This window comes from Proteiniborus sp. MB09-C3 (assembly GCF_030263895.1).
Classification (GTDB): Bacteria; Bacillota; Clostridia; order Tissierellales; family Proteiniboraceae; genus Proteiniborus.
Window position 1 is genome coordinate 657,245 of sequence record NZ_CP127161.1, and the last position, 24,264, is coordinate 681,508.

Consider the following 24,264-nt stretch of genomic DNA (forward strand, 5'->3'; position numbering starts at 1 on the left):
GAGGCTTCTATCCTTGGGGCCTATGATGAAACAGTATTATAACAGCAAAGTATAGCGAAATAATGATTTATATATTTTCTAATGAGGGGAGATTTATATGGATAAAAAATATACAGAAATAAACTCTAAAATTATTGATAAATGGATTGAAGAAGGTTGGGAATGGGGACAACCTATTAGCCATGAAGTTTTTAAAAAAGCAAAAAATAATGAATGGTTTGTGTTATTAACACCTACTAAACCAGTACCAAAGGAATGGTTTTGCGAAATGAAAAATGCTGAAATACTAGGCTTAGCTTCTGGTGGTGGTCAGCAAATACCCATATTTTCTGCATTAGGTGCAAGGTGTACTGTATTGGATTATTCAGAAAAACAATTGCTAAGTGAAAAAGAAGTAGCAAGAAGAGAAAATTATGAGGTTAAAACAGTTAGAGCAGATATGACAAATCCTTTGCCTTTTAATGATGAATCCTTCGACTTGATTTTTCATCCAGTTTCTAACTGTTATATTGAGAATGTTCTTCCTGTTTGGAAAGAATGCTATAGAGTATTGAAAAAAGGGGGAATTTTATTGGCAGGACTAGATAATAGTATTAATTATCTTTTTGATGATGATGAAACAAGGATAACCTATAAGCTGCCATTTAATCCCCTGAAAGACAGACAACTATATGAGAGTTCAGTAAAGAATGATTGGGGAATTCAATTTTCACATACCATTGAAGAACAAGTTGATGGGCAATTACAAGCAGGTTTCATACTTACAAATATATATCAAGATACAAACGGTACTGGCAGACTTCATGAGTTTAATGTTCCAACCTTTTATGCGACAAGAGCAATTAAAACAGGTTGATTTTATATTCGATAATGAAAACCTTGAGAATCTTGATCCTGAATTTGCGTTTAAAGGGAGATGTAAAAAATTCCTGACACTTTTCGATATCTATAATTTAGATAATAAATAACTTGAAAATCAGATTGAGATGCATTGACAAGGTATTAGAAAATAATAATATTTACTGCCTAGAAATTGCAAAAAAATATGCCGACATAATCAAAAATGGTGAAGAACGAAACATTCCTAAATATTTAAGAACTAAGATATTTTACACTAAAGAAGAATATGCAATGCTATAGTGGCATTGCAAATATTGAGATGTTAAATGTAATGCCGACTTATAGATGGATTGAGGGAGAATGAAATGAATAAGAAAACATGTGTTATTTCAAATTTGTGCTTGTTATTATGGTTTGCTTTAGATATGGTGGGAATGAGCATTGATGGTCGTATTTTGGTTACCAGTTCTTATACAGAAGATGGGGTGTTTTTTCTTATGTTTTTAGCTTTATTTATCTGGTATATTTTTAAAGACAAAATAGGGAAATATTTTCTGACAGTTTGGCTTTCAATGTGGTTTTTAACTCAATTTTTATCGCATTGGTATTTTACTATATTCGGTCCTTCAGAAGGAAAAATAAATTATTTTTTAGATACAATAAAGCTCATATCATCTTCTAATATTTACATACCTGACTTATATCACATTTTACTACATATATTAATCCTTGTTTCCCTAATAAATATGATAATTTACTGCGTTACTTCAAGAAAATTAAAGACAGTACAACAGCACTAACTATGAACATAGTGCTATAAGAATCAATTCGTAATAGAAAAGCTTAAAGTAATAATTATTTGTGTCAGCTTGAAGGGAAGGATTAGCATAGTGTCATTTAGCATCTGGGAAATAGGAGATTGCTTCATTGAAAATTAGGGAAAAAACAAATCAATAAGTTTCTAAATTTGTAAGGCATAAAATTATGAACTTTGCCCGTAGTAATTTAATATTTTGTACTAGAGATAATCCTAGGGCATTGTCTACCAAATTCCTTTGAGGAGGTACCGATATGAGCGAAATGAATGTCTACATGGAGATAAATTTAAATAATAATATTCCTAGGGCAGTTTTTCCAAAAGGATATGAGTTTAAATCCATAACAAGGGATAAAGGATATATATGGGAAAAGGTTATGGACAATGCATTTGGGAATTACAAGTCAGGTGATTTTGAATATGTAATGGTCGATAATTATGCATATTTACCAGAAAGAGTATATATATTATTTGATGAAAATAAAAACCCATGTGGTACTGCATCAGCGTGGAGTCAACCATGGCATTGGGGTGAGGATTCAGGGTATATTATTTTTGTGGGAGTCATTCCATCGCACCGTGGTAAAGGTTTAGCAACTCAAATGGTATTGAGCTTATGTCAAGTTATTAAAAAAAGAGGTCAGCATCTTGTACTGCTTGATGTTGATAGCGATAACTTACCTGCCATAAAAAGCTATATAAATGCTGGGTTTTTGCCACATTTGACAGCTGTTGAAGAAAAAAATATATGGAACCATATTTTCACACAGTTAAATATAGAACCCTTAGCTTATTCTTTAACTATACGTCCCCCAATGAGTAATCCACATCCAGACAGGCCATATTTGCTAGACTTGAGAAATCAAGGTCATGATGTAAAGTAACCATAACACGGAATAAGGTTGATTTGCTATTTTTAATAAAGCTTGCAATTGACGTAGCGTCAAGTGATATGATTTAAATAAAGAGGATCCTCTAAAATATAAAAGGAGTTTAATATGAAGTTGCCTATCTCAATTAACGAATTATCAAAACAACTAGAGTTAACAAGTCGTACTTTACGCCATTGGGAGTCTGAAGGTTTGTTTCAAAGTATACGTGACTGTGACTCTGGTTGGAGAAGCTATAATGAAGAGGCTGTATTATGCATTAAAATTACTTTTATACTTCGTAGATTTGGTATTCCAATTAGGGATATTAAAACCATACTAGAAGTGAAAACCTTTGAGGCAGTTGACAATGTAGTTAGAAAACAGATTAATATGCTTGAACAAGATACTGAGGAATTAGTTAAACGTAAAGCTATGCTAAATAATTTCTTGAATTCAACATCAAGAGTTAAGGGAGAGAAGGTAAGCTGTTCATTAATTAAGCTCGAAGATTATATTCAAAGTACCATGGAACAAAATCTAGATAATAGAGAGGATGAATATGTAATGAACAATAATGAAACCGTTTATAGTAACATATGTTTTGTAACTCTCCCGCCAATGAGAACAGTATACAATATAGCAGTTGGAACTTCTCCCGAAGACGAAGCTATGATACCAATTATAGAATGGTTAGAGTCTTCTAACCTAATAGGCACAGCAAGAATGTTTGGTGGTAATGTTGAGCCATTTCCAGGTAAAATAAACTCTGAATATGGATATGGAGTGTGTGCATCCATACCTGAAAATGTTGAAATACCGAAGCATTTAAAAGAAATGAGGCTCCCAGGAGGTATTTATGCCATGATGCCTAGTAGTGATGACATTTATGGTTCTTGGAAGCTATTGATGAAATTTCTTTCAGAAAGTAAGGAGTACATATCAGATCGGTCCAGACTTTGCTTAGAAGAGCATATACGAAATGATAACCCTACTGGATATGGTAGTCAATTTATGCTGAATTTATATGAGCCAGTTAAGAAAAAATAAAAGGTGAGGTATTTAGGGGCTGACATCATGTCGGCCTCTGAATAGTAAGAGAAGCCAACTCAGCTTAGAAAAACATGAGCACAATGGCTTGTCTCATGTTCATGATGTATTTCTCATTGGTTGTTTAAGAAGAAGGCTACTTCATACCGATTTGCTAATCAGAGTAGGTCGATGTATTAGTAAGTGAAGTTTTATTAAGAATAGTATTGACCTATAGATCTTACAGATGCTGTATATACTAGACTATTACACGCTATTTTAATAGATGCTCTAATTGTATCTTAGGAAAATTAACAAAGAAAAACTACCTATTAAATTAATAAAGCTATCATAGGAATAAAAAGATTATGTTGCTCCAAATTGGTATTCCATACTATAGGCTAAAATTGAAAAGGAGTTTTAGCTATATACACAATTATTTTAGTTTTGACTGGAGGCACGGCATTAATATGAAAAAGATAAGTATTATTACAGATGATTTAAAGAAAAAGATATTAGAATTTTTGTACCATGATGAAATGTATAATGCTATATTGATTGAATTAATTCAAAATAATACCGATAATTTAGGTGAGTTATATGTTAATGAAACTAAAGAAGGGATAACTGATATTCTACATATAAAAAATGATGGAAATTCAGATTTTACCAACTTTTTATATACATCAGAAAATGGGTTAAGAGATATTGCATGTAAGATTAAAGAATTAAATTACAAGAAAATTCTATTGGCAGGAAAATTGGAGGATGTAAATTGCTTATTGAAAATACTAGGGTATGGAAAATCTACAACTCCTAACCTTTTCTATAAATTAGACATTGAAAAATATAAAAATGTTCATATGCAGTATCAAGGTAAAATTAGACTTGCTAGCTTGAATAGTGAAGACTTGGAAAGAGTAAAATATTTTACATTCAGGTTTTTAGAAGCAGAAACGGAAGAAGAGATTGAAGCTGTAACTGATACAGAAAAAATATTGGCGAAAATGAAAGCAGGAGTCTATATATTGGATTATAAAAATAACGCTATTGGAATGGCAAGATTTATAGGAGAAACTAATAATTTTGCGGAAATCACAAGTGTTTATATTGATAAGGCTTATAGAGGCAAAGGATTTGGGAAAGAACTAATTGGACATATGATAGAGATTGCCATTCAAGAGCAAAAAACTCCAATATTAGTAACATCAGTATCAAATGTTGCTGCAATGAAAACGTATGAATCCATGGGATTTGAAAGACAAGGAGAATATGCATACGAGTTTCTAGATTAGAGCAGCTGTGTCTAACAAAAAATGGTACGAAGCAACGCTACGAAAATCTAAATTACTACAAATATATTGAAAAGTAAAGTACAGGATACTGAAAAGACCATCATAAATTGCTCTTATCAAATCATTATCATATACATATAGATAATAGTGTTGATATAATGAGTTTTAAGGAGAAAATTATATATTTAAGGAGGCGATGTCCTGCTGAACTCTGAGTCACAGGATGTGTAGAAGTGGGGGACAATATATTTACATGAAGAAGCACTAGGATATAATCCTAGAACATTGTGCACCACATCCCTTTACCAGGAGTGAAGCTCTGCCAAGTGGCATATCTTTTATGTTTAGTTCCTAGACGTTGCAAATATTGGAACGGTAGGCAACGTCACTTTCACTTAGGTTGGTGCTTAATATATTTTAAAAAGGGAGGTTTTTCTTTTGTCTAAAAAGTTAATCTTGGTTTTAGTTATAGTTGTATTAATTCTAGGCTTGAGCTATTTGGGCTTCACTTTTATCCACAAACAAAATACCGTATATAAAAGTGCCTCTGACAGTAAATATAGTATAGATGATTTAACAAATGCAGTCCTAATAAATGATTTGGAATTAGTAGAAAAAATAATAAATGATAAAGTTATAGATATTAATCAGAAAGATTCTAATGGGAAGTTTCCTCTAGAAATAGTGCTTGTTATGGAAAACTGTGATATGGCAAGGATTTTGCTTAGAGCAGGGGCAGACCCACAAGTGGTAACAGAAGATGGGAAAACTATTTATGAATTAGTGATGAATACTGATAACAAGGCATTGAAAGAGATCTTTAAAAATACAAGTAATTAATTTAGTGATGTTGATATTTGTGTATGGGTGCATTAGTGCTCAATATTTTGACGTTGTGCACCCTATACTTTTACTTGGGACAAGGGCTTCATGGACGTTGTAAATATTGGTGAATTAATTGCAATAGTAATATGAGTGCAGGGTTTCAAACCAGAACAACGAAAAATAATAAAGGTTTCATAGGAGATATAAAATGTTAAGGAATATGACTTCAATTTATGTTATTTTTAATAATAAGATTCTATTGCTCTATAGAGTTGGTTCAAGAGTAGTGGAACCATCATGGTGTGGTATCGGTGGACATTTTGAAAAGGATGAACTAAATAATCCCAAGGCATGTGTAATGAGAGAATTGCTTGAAGAGACTGGTATTACAGAAAGAGACATTGGGTGTGTAGAGTTAAAATATGTTACACTCCGACAAAAGAATAATGAAATACGGCAAAACTACTATTATTTTACAGAGTTACATAATACAGATATAGATATTAGTAGATGTAATGAAGGTACATTGGAATGGGTTGAAATCGAACGGATATTAAATAAGGAAATGCCTTTTACAGCAAAGGAATGCTTGAGGCATTATTTAGCTATAGGCAAATATGATGATAAATTATATGCAGGAATTGCGACTGCAAGTGGTGTCGATTTTATAGAGTTACAAGAATTCTAGAACAAGGTCATTTTTATAGCGAAGCAATTAATTTACTTTCAATCGATTCACAACTAGAAGTTATTAATGGAGCAAATCATAGTTTTCTTGAACATTTTGATATAGTGATTAAATTGGCAGTTGACTGGTTTAGAAGATATATTTAGAAATATAGTTGTGAACTGAGCAACTGTCAAAAGGTATGAAAAACTTATTGCCTAAAAACCTGTATATAACCTCTACAGGAGCTAAAATAAGCAGGCTTCATTATAGAAAAGACGGGCAATACTAAGAACCATGAATATGATGAATGTATGACTGTCTATTTGAGCCGGGAATAGTATTAGTTTCATATAAGTATTTATGGTAATCATACGAAACAATATGTATAAGTGAATTTGGTAAGTAGATTCCTGGAGAATAACAAAAATTATATAGATTTAGTATAGATGTTCAGATATCAGAAAGAAAACCTATTAGAAGTACTTGCATTTGAACCAATGACAGGAAAAAGGAGGCACAGGAATGAATACAAACATTAAAAAAAGATGCATAATGCTATTCCCCCAATTCGAAAATATTAACATTATCGATTATATAAGAGAAAAATATGATCCACTTTCAAGTCATGTAAGACCTCATATTACACTTGTATTTCCTTTTGAAAGTACCCTAAGTAAAGAAGATCTAGAGGATTACTTAAAAACATCACTTGAAGAAATAAAGTGCTTCAATTTGTCACTAGAAGAAGTAGTAAAGATTGATAATTCTTTAGGATTATATCTATTTTTACGAACAAAAGAAGGTACAGAAAAAATTAAAGAACTTCATAACAAATTATATGAGGGAATGTTAAATATTTATAAGCCAGAGTGGCTAAATAATGGTCATTTTATCCCACATATGACTATTGGAACTTTTAATAACAGAGAAGAGCTAAATAATGCCTATGCAGAAGTAAGCGCAATTGAATATAAGTTTAGTACACTAGTGGAGAGAATATCTGTAGGGATTATTGATGAAAATGAAGATTCAATTATAGAAATGGAAGTAGACTTGAATAAACAGTGAATAAGAAAGCAATATTCTTATAGTATTGCCAATAGGATTTCTTGAGGAAAAATATGAGCATATAAATCGATGCAGTAAAGTACAGTTATCTTACAACTGAGGTGCAATCCTAGCATGTTATATGAAGGCTAAACTTATGAAAGTAAGAAATCTTTATCATAAATAGATTAGAAAAAAAGTTGTTTAAGAGAGCATATGATAAGTAATACACAAATCACATGGTGGTAGAAAATATGTAGTAAATTGATATAAGCGCGGAGGTTTAAATGGACATAGTCAATATACTTCAAAGCAAAAAGATTGATGTAACTAAGATTCCAAAATGGGGAGCTTTTTTGCGGAAACAATGGGAAGATAACTTTGCTAATCATTTAACTATTAAACATAAGAAGGATATATATCTCTGGAATGATAATGGTTTTTGTGGCTACTTATGGCATTTATTTAGCTATGAAAAAAAAGCTTGTCTACAAGGGAAAGAAGCTGAAAAAGCTTTTGATAATGAACGTAAAAATGGTTGCTATATTTTTTGGCAGCATACAGACTATGTTTTAATCCTTGAGAATTCAGAAGTGCTGAATTCAAATGATTTAGAAGATGAATATGACATTTATGTTGTGAACAAAGAATTTAATTGGACTTATGTGAAAACACATGAAACCTTATTGTGTGGACCTTATTTTAGTAGGAAAGATACAGAAAAATAAAATTTGTTGGCTCCACTTTCTTTATATTGCCTAAGAATTGTAGAGAAAAAGATGCTTTTACAAAAACTCATCGACGTCAGGAAAAAACAACAATTGGAAAACCCCACATAATTAAATTTCAGACCTAGGACATGAAAGAGTATTATATTGGTAAAGAATTGTTACGCTAGAGGTGACCTTATTGAAAATAGAAGCTGTATTTTTAGATCGTGATGGCACTATTGGAGGAGATGGGCATTTCATTCATCCAAATGAATTTAAGCCATATGAAAACTTTTTTAGTGCAATAAAAAGACTAAAAGAAAGAGAAATAAAGATATTTGCATTTACAAATCAACATAGAATATCTAGAGGAGAAGTCAAGCTTGAGGAGTTTAGAAAAGAATTTGAAAACTATGGTTTTACAAGTTCATACATATGTCCTCATGAAATGAATTCGAATTGTGAATGTCAAAAACCAAAGCCAGGTATGCTATTACAAGCAGCTAAAGATTATGATTTAAGATTATCAAGTTGTATTGTTATAGGGGATGTCGGAACTGATATGATAGCAGCAAATTCTGTTGGGGCAATTAAGATTTTAGTAAAGACAGGCTGGGGTAATGAGAGTTTAGACCAATATAGATATCTCTGGAAAGAGGTTGAACCAGATTATATGGCCGAGGACATATTAGATGCAATAAACTGGTTGATAAATAAATATTATTAGGCGGCTATGAACATATAGAGCATAATGACAGCCTACATCAGAGATTTAGCAACATCGGGAAGCTATTGATTTTGCGAAATTAGACGTTGTCAGGTTCTGAAACATTATGAAAGGTTGTAATATTTCGGAAAGGAGGATTATGTAATTATGATTTATGACTTGACTAAAGAAGCTATCCCAATGGTAGCTCAATTGATGGCAACAATTAAGCCTGAATTTTGGGACTATAATGGAGCAGAAGAACAGCTTAATTCATATGGAACGACGGGATGGTATATAAGTGAGGATGGTAAACATATTAAAGGGTGGATGCTTGTAAGGGGCTTAGAATCCTATAGCTGTTTAGAATTAGATTGCTTTGGATATAACGAAAACGGAAAATTTGTAACAGAAGAACAAATGAAGCCATTATTTAAAAAGGCAGAAGAGTATGCTTTAGATAAAGGATACCGCATTATGAGGCTTACAATTACTTCATTAGGAATTTCTTGTGATGGGCGTGAACTCGATGAATATTGGAAGGAATTAAAGGAATTAAAAGCTATAGATAGAGTTCATTATTATTGGTTACTTCAATATGGCTTTAAACCTTCAGGCTTTATGCCAAACTGCTATGGGCAGAACTTTCACGGAATAATAATGATAAAAAATATTTCACATTGAAGATGATGCAGACTACGAGTATATTTTCTATGACAGAGATCCAACGACATCAATAGGAAATAGCACAGGTAAATCCAGAATCACTAAGCCTCAGAATGTCATATGTAATGACAATATAAGGGCTGGGATTAAAAATTTTTATAATGTAATTTTGGTATACACAGGATGCTGTTTAGTTCACTCTAATATGAAAATAGGAGAAAGTCGTTGAAGTTACTTTTGAAAAATGGACTAGGAAAATATCGATAAGTGCTGGTAAAATTATATTAAGCATTACGGGAGGTATTTATGGAAAAAACAGAAAAATGTTATCATTATTTTATTGGATTAAGTATTTTATTTGGCATTTTATTTATCTGTGTATTCGTAAGACTCCATTCAGAATTTAGCTATCCATCTTCAAATGAATTATTTCATCTTCTTAGAATCTGCCAGTATTCACTTTTAGTAGGATTTATATTATCAATTTCTTTAGCAATAGCTCTAAAAAGTATTCTAAAGGATTTAGACTGGAAGCTAATAGGCTTGAGTTCTAAAATAGATGATTTGAATAAGAAACTATTAGAGCTTGAAAAGAACAGGTAAAGGTAGGTTTTGTTTTTAAAATCTAGCTTATAAAGCTCCATGAGTTATTTTTTTGGATGTTAAGAGTCATGTGAATTATGGAAGTAGGGCTACGAAGTCTCTAACTAGCCATTATCAGGTTATTAAATATAAACATTTTTACGGAAAGATGATTTCAACTGGTATCTCTTCTGTGGTAGAAATACTTTTTTGTCGATATATTTTTTAAAAAGGGGTGTAAGTATGGCAAAGTATGAGAAAGGCTTTAAGGGAGATTTTAATGAGTTATTGGATTGGCTACACAAAGACATTACTAATGGCAGTGCTTCAGTTAGTTACGAAGATGGAAGTGATATTATAATGGGAGAGACTAAGCTGGCTGTTCGAGTTTATGAGCGGTACAGCATGTCAGGAGGCAATCGCGTAAGTCTTAATGTTACAGTGGCAGGATATGGACAGGAATTATTTGTTTCTGCTATTACATCTGGAGGGAGTCAAGCAGTTTTTTTCAAAATCAATACATTGGGAGAAGAGACATTCCTAGAATTGTGTATCAACTCAGTGGAAGATTATATAAATGAAGCAAAGCATAGATGATTAGAAATTATAAGGAATTGCTACTAATAAAGTTTGAGGTTATAATCACACAAACTATTACTAAGTAAATAGAAAGGATGGTATACAAATGGAACAAAAATATAGAGGAATCGTTGTTGAGGAAGCATTAGATGATAATTTATTACTTAATCAACTTTTGGTTGAAAAAATTCATATCACGGGGCACAAAAAACGAGAAGATAGATGGCACATGTATCAGGTTTTAGTTTCAAAAGAGCAAATTTATGAATTAGCTAATCATGTTATTGATGATTGGTATATTCATTTTTGGAGAGGAACAGACATCATTGCTTTGTTCAGCAACAACAAGCAATTTGAGTTTAATTATTCTAAAAAAGAAACATGGAAAGATGTATTAGCATATGGCCGTTCTATAGGTATTCCAGAGGAACAACTTGATTTTCCTATAAGTGAATTATAAATAACGGTTACTTATTTTAGAAAAGTGCCTTATACCAAGTTCTTCTTTGTTCAAAAAGAAGGATAATATAATTAGATGTCATTTATTAAGTATTTGTATAATTATGTATAATAAAGAAGCTTTATATTTTGTGAGGTGAGTACTGTATTGAAATCGATAATTAATAAAGAAACAAGCTATGTATTTCATATGCTTTCAGTTTCAAAATGTGGTTATGATAATGATTATGGGCGAAAGTATGAGTCTTACCATCCAGTGCGAGATTTAGCAAAGCTTAAGGAGTTAGAAAAATTCATTACTGTAAAAGGTGGAGAATATAGCGGGGCTTTATATTACTTATTGGTTTGCTTACCTGCTAGCATGAAAAACAATGAAGGTGCTTTGCTTTATTATAAAGTTGTAAAAGATCTTTTTTCATATCAAGGTGTAGAAAAAAATAGACTTGAGGCTTTGGAGGATGCTAGAATAGATTGGTTTCAATTTTTTTCTGAATCTTTAAATAATTATATGAGTATATCAGGAATTATAATTAAAATATGTGATATCATGATTAGAAACTACAATGTTTATAGCGATGTAGTCTGGAAAGAATCAAGAGTCTTGTTGAATAATTATTCTAGAGATGTCAATTTTTCTTTGAACCGTCTTAAGATTTCTGAAAAATGGCATAGCTTTTTTAGGCCGACATTTTTGCAAGATAAATTCGAAGTGATTTTATGCCAAGGTCTTGAAAATGGTCCTGAAGCAATTGATATATCTCAAAATCAAGATGTGTTTGGAATAGATCGTTCAATAGAAATGCAAACTGCATTTATTAGCCATGAATATGGTATCTATTTATTAAAGAGAGTTCTTGCAGATACACCTGCATTCACAGAAATGAAATATTATAAACATACCGAAGGACTTGCTGAATTTTATAACAATAAGATTTACTATGGTAAATTACCATTTTACATGCAGAAAGAAGCGTGTGATTTTTATACTGAACTGGCTAACTCAATGGAAACTACAGATGCGAAAAAGTTGTTTTTAGCAGCTATTGAAAAAATGGATATATAGGAAAAGAAGGAGTTTAAAAGAAAATGTAGAATAATATTGTGGAAGAAGATGGGAAATTGATAAAAATCCAAATTAGCAACACCCATTCTTATACCAATCAGACCTAACAAAATATTTTTAAGGAAATATTAATAGAAAAATTTGAGTTTTTAAGAATTTCAAAAAAAATTAAGATGATATTTAGCCAAAAGACTATGTCCCAAGTAATGTAAAAGGTAATTCTAGAGTTATTTTTCGCTCTTTGGATACAACTCTAATATTGAAACTAAAATCCCTACATGATAAATATACTGGTGAAAAATTGATAGTTGATATTGAGAAATATAAGCATATAAATAGCATTAATCATTTAGTTTGTTTCATTCAGCTTGTTTTGGTAAAATCATAAGAAAAATTAATTAATATGAGGTGTAAATATGGAAATATACTTTAACGAAGTCACTCCTGATAACTGGAGAAAAATAAATTCTTTAGAAGTTAGAGAGGATCAAAAAAGTTTTGTAGCTTCAAATGTTGCAATATTAGCTAGAGCATATGCGTATCGTAAAGACAATAGCAAAGTTTCTGTAATATATAGTAATACTAATCCAATTGGGTTAATTATGCAAAGAGACTTTAAAGAAGAGGACAAGCATATCTGTATTCTAGATCAATTCATGATCGATAAAAATTATCAAGGAAAAGGATATGGAAAGACATCAATGAAATTATGGTTATCAATGATAAGGAGGGAAAAAAGATACAATGCCATAGGCTTGTGCTACAAAGAAAACGATTATATTGCTAAAAAATTGTATGAAAGTTTGGGCTTTAGTCGTAAACCAGAAGAAGATGATGAAGATGAGCTAATTATGAGATATGAATTATGATATTCAAAATAGGGTGACAGAAAGGCAAGGTAAAAAACTTATAGGGGCTGATGCCCTGCAGATTTCTGATCTTGTTGGTCATAAAAGGGGGAAAACAAAATGAATAAGATAGTTTCATATTGCGGCTTGATTTGTAATGACTGTCCTGTATTCATAGCTACAAAAAATAATGATTTAGAACAGAAAATAAGGCTTTCTCAAGAATACTCGAATCCAAACTACAAGGTTAGTCTAGAAGATATAAACTGTACTGGTTGTCATAAAGATTCTAAAGTTGTTTCTAAGTTTTGCAACGAATGTGAAGTACGGATATGTGGCATTGAGAAGGGTAAAGACAATTGTGGATATTGTAGCGAATATCCATGTTCAAAGCTTGAGATCCCATTTAAAAGCTCTCCTCAAAATAAAGAAGTATTAGATCAAATTAAAGAAAGGTTATGAGAATTGATATGAGCAAAGAGTTTAATGCGATTTTGCAAAAACTTGAAGGAAAAATGGAATGGACAGTATTTTATATTCCATTTTCTGTAGAAGAAGAGTATGGAACCAAAAGTCGATTTAATGTACAAGCTACAATTGACGGTCATATTTTTTCAGGTACATTGTTACCCAGTAGAAATGGGCATTATATGGTTTATAATAAAGCAATAAAATCTGCATGCAAAAAAGAAGTAGGAGATAGTATTCATGTAATTTTAAAGCCTGATGTTCAAGAACGAGTTTTAAATATACCAGATTATATTTTAGAGGCTATTAAAAGTAACCCAATTGCAAATTCAAAGTTTAACGAGTTGCCATATTATATTAAAAGAGAAGAGATAAATAAGATTGAAGAGTCGAAGAAGGAAGAAACAAAGATAAGAAGACTAGAAAAACTAATACAAAGATTAACTAATAGCATTTAAGGAATTAAGGTACTGTCCCTTAGAGCACTATTCATCAGATAACATAGTATTTATGCAAAGCCGCACCATACAACCTATTAAAACTTAAACCAAGTCTGACTAAGCCCATAATAAGCCTTCATAGAAACGTAATAGGAAACAGTGATACAGGTGTTGCTTTTGAATTCTTATTTGGTCAAGTAGAAAATATTTCATTTATAGGAAAAATCCAACTCTTTATAGAAATTAATGAAGAATATAGGGGGAAATAACGATGAAGCAACCAGAACATGGGGAGAAACAATAGATTTTTTCATATTAGGTTCTATTAGAATAACTATCTATACAGACATTATAGGATGCTATGAGCATCCTTTTTTGAATAGTTGAGTTAATAACTTCATAAAAGTATACCGCAAATTATTAGTAATTTCTAATAAATGAAAGTTTAAAAGTTGCTAAGAAGAGTTAGTAGAAAAAGAATATTTATATATGGTTTTAAAACAAGTAGAAAATTAAGTTTTTGTTGCAAAAATTAAAGGGAAAAGTTGTATTATGTAGAAGAAGTAAAGGACTTATAAAAAAGTGTCTTTAGAGAAGAATCATCAAGTGGTAATGTTTTAGATTCCAGCTTAGACATGATGTAAGAATATTAGATACCATTGGCTAAATTGAGTTTGTTGGTTTCAATAAGATCATGTGGGGTGAGAGAATGGATAAAAGCATGGAATTTGAGATAATAAGAAACTTTAAGTCTAGAAATATAGAGGTTGCTTTTTTTGAAACATTAGAAGAGGCTAAGGATAGAATAATTGATATTATACCCATAGATTGTTCAGTTGGTATAGGAAATTCAAAAACTTTAAAAGAAATGAACATCTCAAAACTATTAAGTGAAAGAGGGAATATCGTACTTGACAAAACATTGACTGAAAGCAAGGCAGAGAGTGAGCTGATAAAGAAGAAATCATTATTATCTGATTGGTATATAACAGGCACAAATGCAATTTCAAAAGAAGGACATGTAGTAAATATTGATCATAGTGGAAACAGGGTAGCAGCAATGATATATGGACCAGATAAAGTCATAATTGTTGTTGGAAAAAACAAGATTTGTGACACCTTAGACGAGGCAATGCAAAGAGTTAGAAATATATCAGTTCCACTAAATGCAAAAAGAGCTGGATATAATCCACCATGTTTAAAACTAAATAAATGCGTAGATTGTAAAACAGATGAAAGAGTTTGTTATAATTTAGTTATTATAGAAGGTCAGTTCATAAAAGACAGAATGAAACTTTTTATCATAAATGAAGAATTAGGTTTTTAATGTTTTGTTTTAGATGTTGGTGGTGGAGAAGGGATTATTGCATAACCTTTGGGTAAAAGGATGGCAGCAATTGAGCCTAGAGGTGATGAGCTTGAAGAGGCAAAAGAGTTTTAGTTTAGAACATCACGCACTACATTCCTCCGTCATGAGTAAGGCTGAGGGTTGTGTTGTAGTTCAGAGCATTAGTAATGGCAAGGCTTTATACAACAATAATCAAAATTTATGGGGGAAAATATGAAGAATATAATTGATAAAGTAAAGGAGTTCCAATATACTTCTCTAGAATATGCTGACTCTGATGATATATCTAATTCAACAATATGTATCAATAATAATGAGAGTCTATTTCTTTATTCTAAGGTAGATGAAAAAGCAACCATAGATTGGGCAACAAATTCAAAGGAAAGCTTTTTTGATGGATTAAAAAAGACTGTATATCTAATTTTTCAGGATCAAACTATCAAAAAAGTATATATAGAATTTGTTCCCGAACATTATATTTCCGAAATGGAAGACATGGGATTTATAATTACTAGTGAATGGGTAGATTTTTGGAATAATAAATTAGAAGATATATGTTTAGAGCAACCAGATTCATTGATTATTAGAAATATAAAGGAGAATGAATATAAAATAGCCTCCGGCCTGCAAGGATTATTCTAGGGGATTTAAAGGAGAAACTTCTGAATGGATGAAAGAATGGAATGAATCTGAGGATTCACATATATTTGTAGCAGAGGTGGATAATGAGGTTATAGGCATATGTTGTATTAGCTTATATGGTTTTGATAGCGAAAAAGGTATAGTCTTATGGATGAGAGAAGTAGCAGTTAAGCCTAGGTATCATTCACAAAAAATTGGACTGAATTTAGTAGCATTTGCAATTAATTGGGGAAAGAGAAATGGTGCAGTGAGAAGCTTCTTAGCATGCGATGCGGACAATGTAAAAGCTATTAAATTATATGAAGGGCTAGGATACGAAAGAAAAACAAAGCGTGGTCAAATTAATATGGAAAAGATGCTATAAAGATATTTCCTAAGGACATATTTCAGGAATGGAGCGGACATGAGAGTACTATGAAGAATCAATTGATTTTAAAAGACCAATACAAGGAGTGATAAGATTGTATGTAGAAAGTGAGATAAAAGTATTTGCAGGAAGTACAGGTAAAGAGTTTGCCGAGAATGTCTGCAATTATTTAGGCTCAGAGTTAGGAAAATCAAAGGCTATTACATTTAGTGAGGGTAATACTTATGTAAAAGTTGAAGAAACTGTTAGAAATAAAGATGTATATTTAGTACAATCTATTGGACTCCGTCCCAATGAGGAATTTACTGAAATATTGTTTTGGATGGATGCTTTTAAAAGAGCAAGTGCACATTCTGTAACAGTTGTTATGCCATATTTTTCGTATGCTAAAGGAGATAAAAAAGATGAGCCAAGGGTATCAATAAGAGGGAGAGTATGTGCAGAATGTATTGAATTGGCTGGAGCAGATAGAGTTGTCACAATGGATTTACACAGTCCACAGATTCAGGGCTTTTTTAAGAAGCCAGTGGATCATTTACTTGCTCTGCCTATATTATGTGAATACATAAAATCCTTGAAAATCGAAGATTTAGTAGTTGTATCACCAGATTCAGGCTTTGCGAAAGAAGCTAGAAAATATGCAAAATATTTAAAATTACCAGTTGCAATTGGCGATAAGGAACGAGAAGGACATGACGAAAACGCTAAAGTAATTGATATTATCGGCAATGTGGAAGGTAAGAATGCATTAATTGTAGATGATTTCACTATTTCTGGAGGTACGTTAATTAATTTAGCCGATGAATTGAAAAAACGTGGAGTAAAGAAAATTTTTGCATGCTTATCTCATGTATTATTAAATGAAAGAGGAGTTGCAAATCTTGAAAATAGTCAAATAGAAAAGCTTATTTCAACTGATTCAGTATGTAATCCCTATCTGTTAAACAGCAGAAAAATCAAAATTATTTCAGTTGCGCCATTATTTGCAGAAGCAATTAGAAGGATACATAGACAGGAGTCAGTTAGTCCATTATTTGATGAAGTACCAATTGGAGTAATTCAAACAGAAGATTAGCATAAAGGTGCATGATGTTCAATCCTTAGAGCAATATGTGCCGTACCCTCATATTGCAGTTTCAGAAACTAAAAATTAGGATGTCAAAGTACTTATGAAAGGAGCAAGGTTATGGGTAAAAAAATAATTATGATATTCATAGTATTAGGCCTTTTAACTATAACTGCCTGTGATAGAAATGCTTATAAAAAAGATGATAACAAAAAGGAAGTAGAAAATGAAATAAATAAACAAAATGAAGATGAAGCAAAATCTAGTAACGATGATAAAATCGATGGGGATCATGAAGGTAAAAATCCTGATGCTGATGAGGATGACAATGAGACAAGCGGGGATGTTACGCTTATAACACATGAAAACAATCCATTATTAGAATTGGCACTTCAAGGGAAAGTAGATGGTATTGATTTTGGAATAGGAGCATCTACTGATAAAATTATTGAAGAATGGGGACTTCCAGATGAATATGATTACTTTTTGGGAGGGCTGTATTTCAGATATGATGACAAAAATATTTTGTTTTTAACTGATGCTGAAAAAGATGATGAAGAAATAATACATGGAGAAGTAAAATGTATAGGGATTTTTGAAGAAAATAAAGAAGTCTTTAACGTAAAAATCGGCATGACTTTCGATGAAATCATATCAATATTAGGAGAGCCAACATATGTAAATACATTTGAACAAAATGAAGAGTCTGAGCTTTTGGCAGGGAGTTGGACTATTGTGTATGATACAGGAGAGTATGAGATTGTATTTGCTTCAAATGCAGAAAAAGGACCAGTAGATGTAGTTTATTTTTGGGGAAAGAACTGATTAGTGAGCTCAGCTTTTACAGGAAAATATGCTGAAATGTATTTATATAATCAGCAATTATATAAGAGATAAGATTATGAGGGGGTGAAAAAGGATTTCTAGAGAAGATTTTTCTCTTAAAAATTACTGGAAAAGGGGGAAGAAATATAATGTTTGAAGTTAACAAAATTTATAATGGATTTAAACTAATCCAAGAGAGTAAGATTGACGAGTTACAATCAGTAGGGAGACTGTTTTATCATGAAAAGTCAGGAGCAAGACTTCTTCATTTAGAAAATGAAGATGATAACAAGGTGTTTTCAATTGGCTTTAGGACACCACCAACAGACGATACAGGGGTTCCACACATTTTAGAGCACTGTGTATTGGCTGGCTCTAGAAAATACACTACGAAGGAACCATTTATGGATATGGTAAAAGGCTCATTGCAAACCTTTATCAATGCCATGACCTTTAGTGATAAAACCGTATATCCTGTTGCCAGCAGAAATGAAAAGGACTTTTATAATTTGATGGATGTGTATCTAGATGCAGTATTTTATCCCCAAATTTATGAATTACCGGAGATTTTTATGCAAGAGGGCTGGCATCATGAAATATTTAATAAGGAAGACAATATTACCTACAAGGGTGTAGTTTATAATGAGATGAAGGGAGCATACTCAACTCCAGAGACTATATTAATGGAGGCTGTTTCACGTTCCTTATTCCCAGATACATGCTATAGATATTCTTCAGGTGGAGATCCAGATGCTATACCAGATTTGACTCATGAATCCTTTTTAAATTTTCATAGCAAATTATATCATCCATCTAATAGCTATATATTCCTTTATGGTGATGGAGATATAGAAAAACAACTTGCTTATATTGATGAAAATTATTTATCAAATTTTGATAAAATAGAAGTGAATTCCCATATTAAAAGACAGGAACCATTTGCTTCAAAAAGAGAGCTAACTAATTATTACAATATTTCATCAGATGACAATCCTGAGAATAAGACATATTTAAGCATGAATTTTGTATTGGGAGACAATTCTGATTTAGAATCTTATTTAATGAATGATATTATTTCAAAAATATTAATAGATTCTCAAGCAGCACCTTTAAAGAAGGCTCTAATAGATGCTGGAATAGGTGAAGATATATTTGTAGCTTCCGCAGGTGGCTTACAGTACGGAATGGGCATAGTTGCCAAAAATACTTCCATAGATAAAAAAGAAGAATTTGAAGATGTTATATTTAAGACATTGAATAAACTAGTTGAAGAAGGTATAGATAAGGAGCTAATAGAAGCTTCGATTAATGTAGTAGAGTATGATTTAAGAGAAGCATCAGGTTTTGCGACAAAGGGAATAATGTACAAGATTAGAGCTATGGATAGCTGGTTATATGATGGCAATCCAATTGAACATCTAAAATATGATGAAACAATTAAGAAATTAAGAGAAAATATTCAAAGCGATTATTTTGAAGAATATATTAAAGAAAAGTTTATAAATAATAATCATAGTTCTTTAGTTATTATTGAACCTAAAAAAGGTTTGGCCGAGGAAAAGGAAAAAACTCTTCAGGAAAAACTAAATGGGTTTAAAAATTCCCTAAGTGAAAAGGAGTTAGAGAAGCTAATAGGAGATAATGTAAACCTTAGAAATATGCAATTATCTGACGACACAGAGGAAGCAAAGGCTACAATACCAAAGCTTGCCATATCAGATGTTAATCCAAAGGCTGAGGTTATTCCTCAAGAAGTAATAAGAGATGATGAGTTCACCATATTGTTTCATGATATATTTACAAGTAAAATAGCATATCTGGATTTATATTTTGATAGCTCTATAATTGAGGAGAAATATATTCCGTATATGAACTTATTAGCTGAATTATTAGGTAAAATGGATACAAAATATAAATCCTATGGAGAATTATCGAATAGTATTTATGTAAGTACAGGAGGAATTAAATTTAATACAGAGGCATTAATAAAAGAAGATAATATTCAGGAGTTCATACCTAAGTTTATTGTCAGCGGTAAGGCTATTGGAGATAATATAACTACGCTAATCAGCTTAATGGCTGAACTAATTTTAGATACAAAGCTGGAAGACCACAATAGAATTAAGGAATTGCTGCTACAAATAAAATCAAGGATGGAAATGAATATTTTCAGAAGAGGTAATTCAGTTGCAACAAGTAGAGTGGGTTCATATTTTTCTGCACCTTGGAGATATGTTGAAAAGCTAAAAGGATTAGATTTCTTCTGGTTTATATCAGATTTAGCTGAGAACTTTGATAATAAAAAAGATGAAATAGTTACAAATTTAAATTATGTATATAATAAGATATTTAACCTAAACAATTTAATTGTAAGCTTTACGGGTGACAATGATGATTTGACTACTGTAAGGGATAATCTAGATATCATAACTGAAAGATTAAATAAAGATATATTTACTCAAGAAAAATATAGCTTTAGTGAAGAAAAATTAAATGAAGGTATTTTATCTAATTCCAATGTTCAATATGTAGCTAAGGGATATGACTTCAAAAAACTAGGCTATGAATATCACGGCAGTATGAGAGTTCTAGAAACCATATTAAATGGAGATTATCTGCACAACAGAGTTAGAGCACAGGGTGGAGCCTATGGAGTTGGTATTTCTCTAGAAAGGGCAGGACATCTAACAGTATACTCCTATAGAGATCCTAACCTTAAAGAAACACTGTCCGTATATGATAACATGGCAGATTATATAAGTAAATTAGAATTAAATGACACTGAGCTTACACAATTTATTATAGGTGCAATAGCACGTTTAGAACCAGCAATGACTCCTTACAGAAAGGGTCAAATTCAAGCTAATAGATATATAATCAATATAACCATGGAGGATATCCAAGAAATAAGGAATGAAGTATTATCTACAAATATTGAAAGAATAAAATCCTTCGTGCCATTGTTAAATGATACAATGAAAGAAGAGTATATATGCGTATTGGGTAATGAAAATAAGATAAAAGAAAATGAAAGGGTATTTAATAATTTTGTTAAATTGATGAAGTAAAATAATGGACCTGATTTGAATATAAATCAGGTCTTTTATGGTATTACACTTATCACAGATACAAGGTAGTTGAAGGAGAAGCTCTGGTTTGAGGTACAGGAGCTATATTAGAATTATTTGGAGGATTTAATGAGAAAGCATGTTAAGCAACTATTAATTATTTTATTAGTATTTTTAGATCAAGCTATCAAGCTGACTATTTCTGCTTTTTTCTTGAGCTATAATGTCCCTATAATAAAAGGTTATATAAGCTTTTTACCAGTTCATAATGATAAGTACTCTTATTTAGGTTCATTGCTTAATTTAAACTTTGGGAAAGCCTTAAATTCCATTATAGTTGTCATCAGTATGATTTTGATCTATTATTTATATAAATTTGCAATAGCTAAAAATAAGAGTACAAGATTCGTTAATGCATCTTTTATTTTCTTTATATCTGGATGTATATGCTCGCTAATAGATAGAGTATTCTGGTCAGGAAGCTTAGATTATATAAGCTTACATGGATTTTTTGTATTTGACTTAAAGGACGTATTACTTTCTCTTGGGGCTGCTATGATTGTGCTGGAGGTCATAGTATATATCAAGCAGAATCCAAAAAAGACCTTAAAAACTGGAATAAAGGAAGACATAGCTCTTATTAAAGAATTTATGAATTTTGTTAAGAAGGATATGATGAAGAGAGTAAGGATAAGTAAAAGAGAATTGTAGAGCATCTTAAGATTCCTATAAGTCCTTGAGGAGATAAAATATCATAACTCAAGGATTTTTTGTTGAAAAAATTCAAATGTAGTATTTAGTAGCAGGTATTTAGGATTTGTTATTGAATAATATGGTAAAGTATGTTGTCAATAACAGTATCTAATATATGAAAATTGGAGGCTCTGTTCATTACACATAGTAAGTATTAAAATAGACATCTTAGGAGGAAAAGCCATGAATGTATTTACCAGAAACATAAAAGATATACAACCTAGCCAACTATATATTAGTAAAACGAAATTATCTAAAGTAGAAGAATATTTGGATTCAGTAGATATAGCTGATATTGATCCCCTGCCTATAAAGAAGATTGGGAAAAACATATTTTTTACAGACGGACATACTAGGGCATTTGCATTAATGAAAAAGGGTATAGAGGAAGTTAAGGTTTATTGGGATGAAGATGATCTTGATTGGCTACAATATCTGATTTGTATTAATTGGTGCAATAAAAAAGAAATTAAGACTATTAGAGACCTTAGGGACAGAGTAGTAGATGATGAGGATTATCAAAAATTATGGAATGCTAGATGTGATTCTATGCAAAAAAGAACTATGAATAATTTAGATTATTATATAGACATTAGAACTATTTCGGAGGGCACAGAAAAAAGTGATATCTGTGAATTAGTGCTAAGAGCTCTACCAACTTGGTTTGGCATAGAGGAAGCAATAAAAGAATATATTAATGGAGTTAAAGATAAAGCTTTTCTCTCAGCATATATAGGAGATGTACCTGTAGGCTTTTTATCAATAAAAGACCATAATGAATTTACTAGTGAAATTTATGTAGTAGGTATTTTAAAAGAACTTCATGGGAGAGGCATGGGAAAAAGGCTTGTAAAAGCTGCTGAAGATATACTAATTAATCAAAACAAAAAATTTTTAACCGTAAAAACCCTAGGCAGTTCTCATCCAGACGAAGGCTACAAAAAAACAAGGAAATTTTACAGAGCTGTAGGCTTTTATCCTCTAGAAGAATTTACTGAAATCTGGGGAAAAGAAAATCCATGTTTATTAATGGTAAAGAACATATAAAGTTCAGTGCCTTTATATGTTCTTTACATTTGTGTTTTGACAATTTTATTTTGTAATGGTAAATTAATATTATCAAGAAGTTAGTTGAAGCTAACTCGCTAACAGAAATATAACTTTCAGGGTCATATCGCCCAAATACATGAAGCTTTAATAGTTTCTTATACCAATTTACAGAGAACTATAGTTTTAGACCATAGAAACAGCTTGAGGAGAGTGAGGACATATGAGTATATTGTCAAAAGATAAGGGCATATACGACTCAGAAGTTGAAATGATTACACAGACTGATGATTGTGTGGTATACAAGATGAAAAATGATAATGGAGAAGGGGTCATGACTAGTTATCAGGTATTTCCAGGGATTGAGTTGATCTATAATGATTTTCATATGGGAGACTGCCTCCATAATAAAAAACCCTCTTCTGATATTATGGAAATCAATCATTGCCGCGAGGGACGCTTCGAATGCGAATTTCTAAATGGAGATTATTCCTATCTAGAGGAAGGAGATCTTGCTGTAAACATGCTAAGCAATAGAACTGCAAAAGCATGCTTTCCCTTAGAGCATTATCACGGTGTTTCTGTGGTAATATGTCTTGAAGAGGCTGAAAAATCCATTTCTTCTGTGTTGGTAGATATATCAATTGACCTCTATTCCTTGCGTGATAGGCTATGTCCTGAAGATAAATGCTTTATCATGCGTGCTAAGGACTCTATAGAACATATTTTCTCTGAGCTTTATAAAGTGCCTGATGAGGTTAAACATGGATATTTCAAATTGAAGGTGCTGGAGCTTCTGCTGTTTCTTAGTATTACAGATGTTGCAGAACAAGGAGAGAAAAGACAATATTTTCATAAAAGTCAAGTGGATATTGTAAAGGCAATTAAGGAATACATGACACAGAACTTGGAGCAGCATAATACGTTAGAGGAATTATCTGACCATTTTAAAATACCTATAACAGCCATGAAGCTTTGCTTCAAAGCAGTTTATGGTACTTCTATCTATGCCTATATGCGTTCCTATCGCATACAGGCTGCTGCTGTGATGCTGCGTCAGTGTAATGACAGTGTTGCTGTCATTGCTGGGAGAGTAGGATATAGCAATTCCAGTAAATTTGCCTCCGCATTTAAAACCCTTATGGGAATGTCTCCATCTGAATACAGGAAAAAGATCATCTAAACGGAGTATTCTCTGACCGTTTGGAGTAGAAAGTAATCTTTAAAAAAGTTAT

The 24,264-nt window shown here is 31.6% G+C and carries 27 protein-coding genes and 1 pseudogene; all 28 read left to right on the forward strand.

Going from position 1 to position 24,264, the window contains the following annotated elements; translation table 11 throughout:
* Positions 1-97: 97 nt before the first annotated feature.
* The 28 genes and pseudogenes from QO263_RS03180 to QO263_RS03315 all read left to right on the forward strand — a co-directional run bounded on the left by QO263_RS03180 (position 98) and on the right by QO263_RS03315 (position 24,212).
* Positions 98-856, forward strand: coding sequence for a class I SAM-dependent methyltransferase (locus QO263_RS03180; protein ID WP_285626405.1), 759 nt, complete (start codon positions 98-100; stop codon positions 854-856).
* Positions 857-969: 113 nt separating this feature from the next.
* A complete protein-coding gene (locus QO263_RS03185) occupies positions 970-1,140 on the forward strand; it encodes a hypothetical protein (protein WP_285626408.1) in 171 nt (56 codons plus the stop codon).
* A 65-nt stretch (positions 1,141-1,205) separates the two neighbouring features.
* Positions 1,206-1,640 carry a hypothetical protein gene (locus tag QO263_RS03190; RefSeq protein WP_285626411.1) on the forward strand — a complete coding sequence of 145 codons (435 nt, stop codon included), beginning with the start codon at positions 1,206-1,208 and terminating at the stop codon, positions 1,638-1,640.
* Positions 1,641-1,911: 271 nt separating this feature from the next.
* On the forward strand, positions 1,912-2,541 hold the full coding sequence (locus tag QO263_RS03195) for a GNAT family N-acetyltransferase (RefSeq protein WP_285626414.1): 630 nt from the start codon (positions 1,912-1,914) through the stop codon (positions 2,539-2,541).
* A gap of 114 nt (positions 2,542-2,655) precedes the next feature.
* Positions 2,656-3,576: a MerR family transcriptional regulator gene (locus QO263_RS03200; protein WP_285626416.1), complete on the forward strand. Its 921-nt coding sequence runs from the start codon at positions 2,656-2,658 to the stop codon at positions 3,574-3,576.
* Positions 3,577-4,025: 449 nt separating this feature from the next.
* Complete coding sequence (locus tag QO263_RS03205; RefSeq protein WP_285626418.1) at positions 4,026-4,850, forward strand: GNAT family N-acetyltransferase; 825 nt, start codon at positions 4,026-4,028, stop codon at positions 4,848-4,850.
* 438 nt (positions 4,851-5,288) lie between these two features.
* Entirely contained in the window at positions 5,289-5,690 is a 402-nt protein-coding gene (locus tag QO263_RS03210; RefSeq protein WP_285626420.1) for an ankyrin repeat domain-containing protein, read from the forward strand.
* A gap of 193 nt (positions 5,691-5,883) precedes the next feature.
* Positions 5,884-6,363 carry an NUDIX domain-containing protein gene (locus QO263_RS03215; protein WP_285626423.1) on the forward strand — a complete coding sequence of 160 codons (480 nt, stop codon included), beginning with the start codon at positions 5,884-5,886 and terminating at the stop codon, positions 6,361-6,363.
* Positions 6,364-6,867: 504 nt separating this feature from the next.
* Positions 6,868-7,413 carry a 2'-5' RNA ligase family protein gene (locus tag QO263_RS03220; protein ID WP_285626426.1) on the forward strand — a complete coding sequence of 182 codons (546 nt, stop codon included), beginning with the start codon at positions 6,868-6,870 and terminating at the stop codon, positions 7,411-7,413.
* Between the two features lie 266 nt (positions 7,414-7,679).
* Positions 7,680-8,120 carry a DUF4275 family protein gene (locus QO263_RS03225; protein WP_285626429.1) on the forward strand — a complete coding sequence of 147 codons (441 nt, stop codon included), beginning with the start codon at positions 7,680-7,682 and terminating at the stop codon, positions 8,118-8,120.
* A 181-nt stretch (positions 8,121-8,301) separates the two neighbouring features.
* Positions 8,302-8,829 (forward strand): HAD-IIIA family hydrolase, encoded by a 528-nt coding sequence (locus tag QO263_RS03230; RefSeq protein WP_285626432.1) that lies wholly within the window; start codon positions 8,302-8,304, stop codon positions 8,827-8,829.
* 147 nt (positions 8,830-8,976) lie between these two features.
* Entirely contained in the window at positions 8,977-9,492 is a 516-nt protein-coding gene (locus tag QO263_RS03235) for a hypothetical protein (protein ID WP_285626435.1), read from the forward strand.
* A gap of 288 nt (positions 9,493-9,780) precedes the next feature.
* Complete coding sequence (locus QO263_RS03240) at positions 9,781-10,077, forward strand: hypothetical protein (protein WP_285626437.1); 297 nt, start codon at positions 9,781-9,783, stop codon at positions 10,075-10,077.
* 222 nt (positions 10,078-10,299) lie between these two features.
* Positions 10,300-10,653 (forward strand): DUF6054 family protein, encoded by a 354-nt coding sequence (locus QO263_RS03245; protein WP_285626439.1) that lies wholly within the window; start codon positions 10,300-10,302, stop codon positions 10,651-10,653.
* Between the two features lie 88 nt (positions 10,654-10,741).
* Positions 10,742-11,095, forward strand: coding sequence for a hypothetical protein (locus tag QO263_RS03250; protein WP_285626441.1), 354 nt, complete (start codon positions 10,742-10,744; stop codon positions 11,093-11,095).
* 147 nt (positions 11,096-11,242) lie between these two features.
* Positions 11,243-12,157, forward strand: a complete 915-nt coding sequence (locus QO263_RS03255; RefSeq protein WP_285626445.1) for a hypothetical protein — start codon at positions 11,243-11,245, stop codon at positions 12,155-12,157.
* Between the two features lie 416 nt (positions 12,158-12,573).
* Positions 12,574-13,026 (forward strand): GNAT family N-acetyltransferase, encoded by a 453-nt coding sequence (locus QO263_RS03260; RefSeq protein WP_285626447.1) that lies wholly within the window; start codon positions 12,574-12,576, stop codon positions 13,024-13,026.
* Between the two features lie 99 nt (positions 13,027-13,125).
* Positions 13,126-13,467, forward strand: a complete 342-nt coding sequence (locus QO263_RS03265; RefSeq protein ID WP_285626449.1) for a DUF3795 domain-containing protein — start codon at positions 13,126-13,128, stop codon at positions 13,465-13,467.
* An 8-nt stretch (positions 13,468-13,475) separates the two neighbouring features.
* The gene (locus QO263_RS03270; protein WP_285626452.1) at positions 13,476-13,931 is read left to right on the forward strand and encodes a YdeI/OmpD-associated family protein; all 456 of its coding nucleotides are present in this window, start codon (positions 13,476-13,478) and stop codon (positions 13,929-13,931) included.
* A gap of 691 nt (positions 13,932-14,622) precedes the next feature.
* The gene (locus tag QO263_RS03275) at positions 14,623-15,240 is read left to right on the forward strand and encodes a lactate utilization protein (protein WP_285626454.1); all 618 of its coding nucleotides are present in this window, start codon (positions 14,623-14,625) and stop codon (positions 15,238-15,240) included.
* Between the two features lie 234 nt (positions 15,241-15,474).
* Positions 15,475-15,903, forward strand: a complete 429-nt coding sequence (locus QO263_RS03280) for a hypothetical protein (RefSeq protein ID WP_285626457.1) — start codon at positions 15,475-15,477, stop codon at positions 15,901-15,903.
* Between the two features lie 19 nt (positions 15,904-15,922).
* Positions 15,923-16,267 (forward strand): annotated as a pseudogene (locus QO263_RS03285) (GNAT family N-acetyltransferase); the annotation flags it as partial.
* Positions 16,268-16,364: 97 nt separating this feature from the next.
* The gene (locus QO263_RS03290) at positions 16,365-17,345 is read left to right on the forward strand and encodes a ribose-phosphate diphosphokinase (RefSeq protein WP_285626459.1); all 981 of its coding nucleotides are present in this window, start codon (positions 16,365-16,367) and stop codon (positions 17,343-17,345) included.
* 111 nt (positions 17,346-17,456) lie between these two features.
* Positions 17,457-18,161 carry a DUF4309 domain-containing protein gene (locus QO263_RS03295; protein WP_285626461.1) on the forward strand — a complete coding sequence of 235 codons (705 nt, stop codon included), beginning with the start codon at positions 17,457-17,459 and terminating at the stop codon, positions 18,159-18,161.
* A 149-nt stretch (positions 18,162-18,310) separates the two neighbouring features.
* Positions 18,311-21,229 carry an insulinase family protein gene (locus QO263_RS03300; protein ID WP_285626463.1) on the forward strand — a complete coding sequence of 973 codons (2,919 nt, stop codon included), beginning with the start codon at positions 18,311-18,313 and terminating at the stop codon, positions 21,227-21,229.
* 129 nt (positions 21,230-21,358) lie between these two features.
* Positions 21,359-21,940 (forward strand): signal peptidase II, encoded by a 582-nt coding sequence (locus QO263_RS03305; protein ID WP_285626465.1) that lies wholly within the window; start codon positions 21,359-21,361, stop codon positions 21,938-21,940.
* 225 nt (positions 21,941-22,165) lie between these two features.
* On the forward strand, positions 22,166-23,029 hold the full coding sequence (locus QO263_RS03310; RefSeq protein ID WP_285626467.1) for a GNAT family N-acetyltransferase: 864 nt from the start codon (positions 22,166-22,168) through the stop codon (positions 23,027-23,029).
* Between the two features lie 223 nt (positions 23,030-23,252).
* Positions 23,253-24,212, forward strand: a complete 960-nt coding sequence (locus QO263_RS03315) for a helix-turn-helix domain-containing protein (RefSeq protein ID WP_285626469.1) — start codon at positions 23,253-23,255, stop codon at positions 24,210-24,212.
* Positions 24,213-24,264: the final 52 nt, after the last annotated feature.

What these genes read in the sequence shown, in the direction of transcription:
- QO263_RS03250 (WP_285626441.1), top strand. Translation starts at nt 10,742, where the DNA reads ATGGAACAAAAATATAGAGGAATCGTTGTTGAGGAAGCATTAGATGAT.
- QO263_RS03235 (WP_285626435.1), top strand. Translation starts at nt 8,977, where the DNA reads ATGATTTATGACTTGACTAAAGAAGCTATCCCAATGGTAGCTCAATTG.
- QO263_RS03240 (WP_285626437.1), top strand. Translation starts at nt 9,781, where the DNA reads ATGGAAAAAACAGAAAAATGTTATCATTATTTTATTGGATTAAGTATT.
- QO263_RS03300 (WP_285626463.1), top strand. Translation starts at nt 18,311, where the DNA reads ATGTTTGAAGTTAACAAAATTTATAATGGATTTAAACTAATCCAAGAG.
- QO263_RS03200 (WP_285626416.1), top strand. Translation starts at nt 2,656, where the DNA reads ATGAAGTTGCCTATCTCAATTAACGAATTATCAAAACAACTAGAGTTA.
- QO263_RS03245 (WP_285626439.1), top strand. Translation starts at nt 10,300, where the DNA reads ATGGCAAAGTATGAGAAAGGCTTTAAGGGAGATTTTAATGAGTTATTG.
- QO263_RS03180 (WP_285626405.1), top strand. Translation starts at nt 98, where the DNA reads ATGGATAAAAAATATACAGAAATAAACTCTAAAATTATTGATAAATGG.
- QO263_RS03305 (WP_285626465.1), top strand. Translation starts at nt 21,359, where the DNA reads ATGAGAAAGCATGTTAAGCAACTATTAATTATTTTATTAGTATTTTTA.
- QO263_RS03225 (WP_285626429.1), top strand. Translation starts at nt 7,680, where the DNA reads ATGGACATAGTCAATATACTTCAAAGCAAAAAGATTGATGTAACTAAG.
- QO263_RS03205 (WP_285626418.1), top strand. Translation starts at nt 4,026, where the DNA reads ATGAAAAAGATAAGTATTATTACAGATGATTTAAAGAAAAAGATATTA.
- QO263_RS03195 (WP_285626414.1), top strand. Translation starts at nt 1,912, where the DNA reads ATGAGCGAAATGAATGTCTACATGGAGATAAATTTAAATAATAATATT.
- QO263_RS03265 (WP_285626449.1), top strand. Translation starts at nt 13,126, where the DNA reads ATGAATAAGATAGTTTCATATTGCGGCTTGATTTGTAATGACTGTCCT.
- QO263_RS03310 (WP_285626467.1), top strand. Translation starts at nt 22,166, where the DNA reads ATGAATGTATTTACCAGAAACATAAAAGATATACAACCTAGCCAACTA.
- QO263_RS03295 (WP_285626461.1), top strand. Translation starts at nt 17,457, where the DNA reads ATGGGTAAAAAAATAATTATGATATTCATAGTATTAGGCCTTTTAACT.
- QO263_RS03215 (WP_285626423.1), top strand. Translation starts at nt 5,884, where the DNA reads ATGTTAAGGAATATGACTTCAATTTATGTTATTTTTAATAATAAGATT.
- QO263_RS03220 (WP_285626426.1), top strand. Translation starts at nt 6,868, where the DNA reads ATGAATACAAACATTAAAAAAAGATGCATAATGCTATTCCCCCAATTC.
- QO263_RS03270 (WP_285626452.1), top strand. Translation starts at nt 13,476, where the DNA reads ATGAGCAAAGAGTTTAATGCGATTTTGCAAAAACTTGAAGGAAAAATG.
- QO263_RS03275 (WP_285626454.1), top strand. Translation starts at nt 14,623, where the DNA reads ATGGATAAAAGCATGGAATTTGAGATAATAAGAAACTTTAAGTCTAGA.
- QO263_RS03260 (WP_285626447.1), top strand. Translation starts at nt 12,574, where the DNA reads ATGGAAATATACTTTAACGAAGTCACTCCTGATAACTGGAGAAAAATA.
- QO263_RS03190 (WP_285626411.1), top strand. Translation starts at nt 1,206, where the DNA reads ATGAATAAGAAAACATGTGTTATTTCAAATTTGTGCTTGTTATTATGG.
- QO263_RS03315 (WP_285626469.1), top strand. Translation starts at nt 23,253, where the DNA reads ATGAGTATATTGTCAAAAGATAAGGGCATATACGACTCAGAAGTTGAA.
- QO263_RS03280 (WP_285626457.1), top strand. Translation starts at nt 15,475, where the DNA reads ATGAAGAATATAATTGATAAAGTAAAGGAGTTCCAATATACTTCTCTA.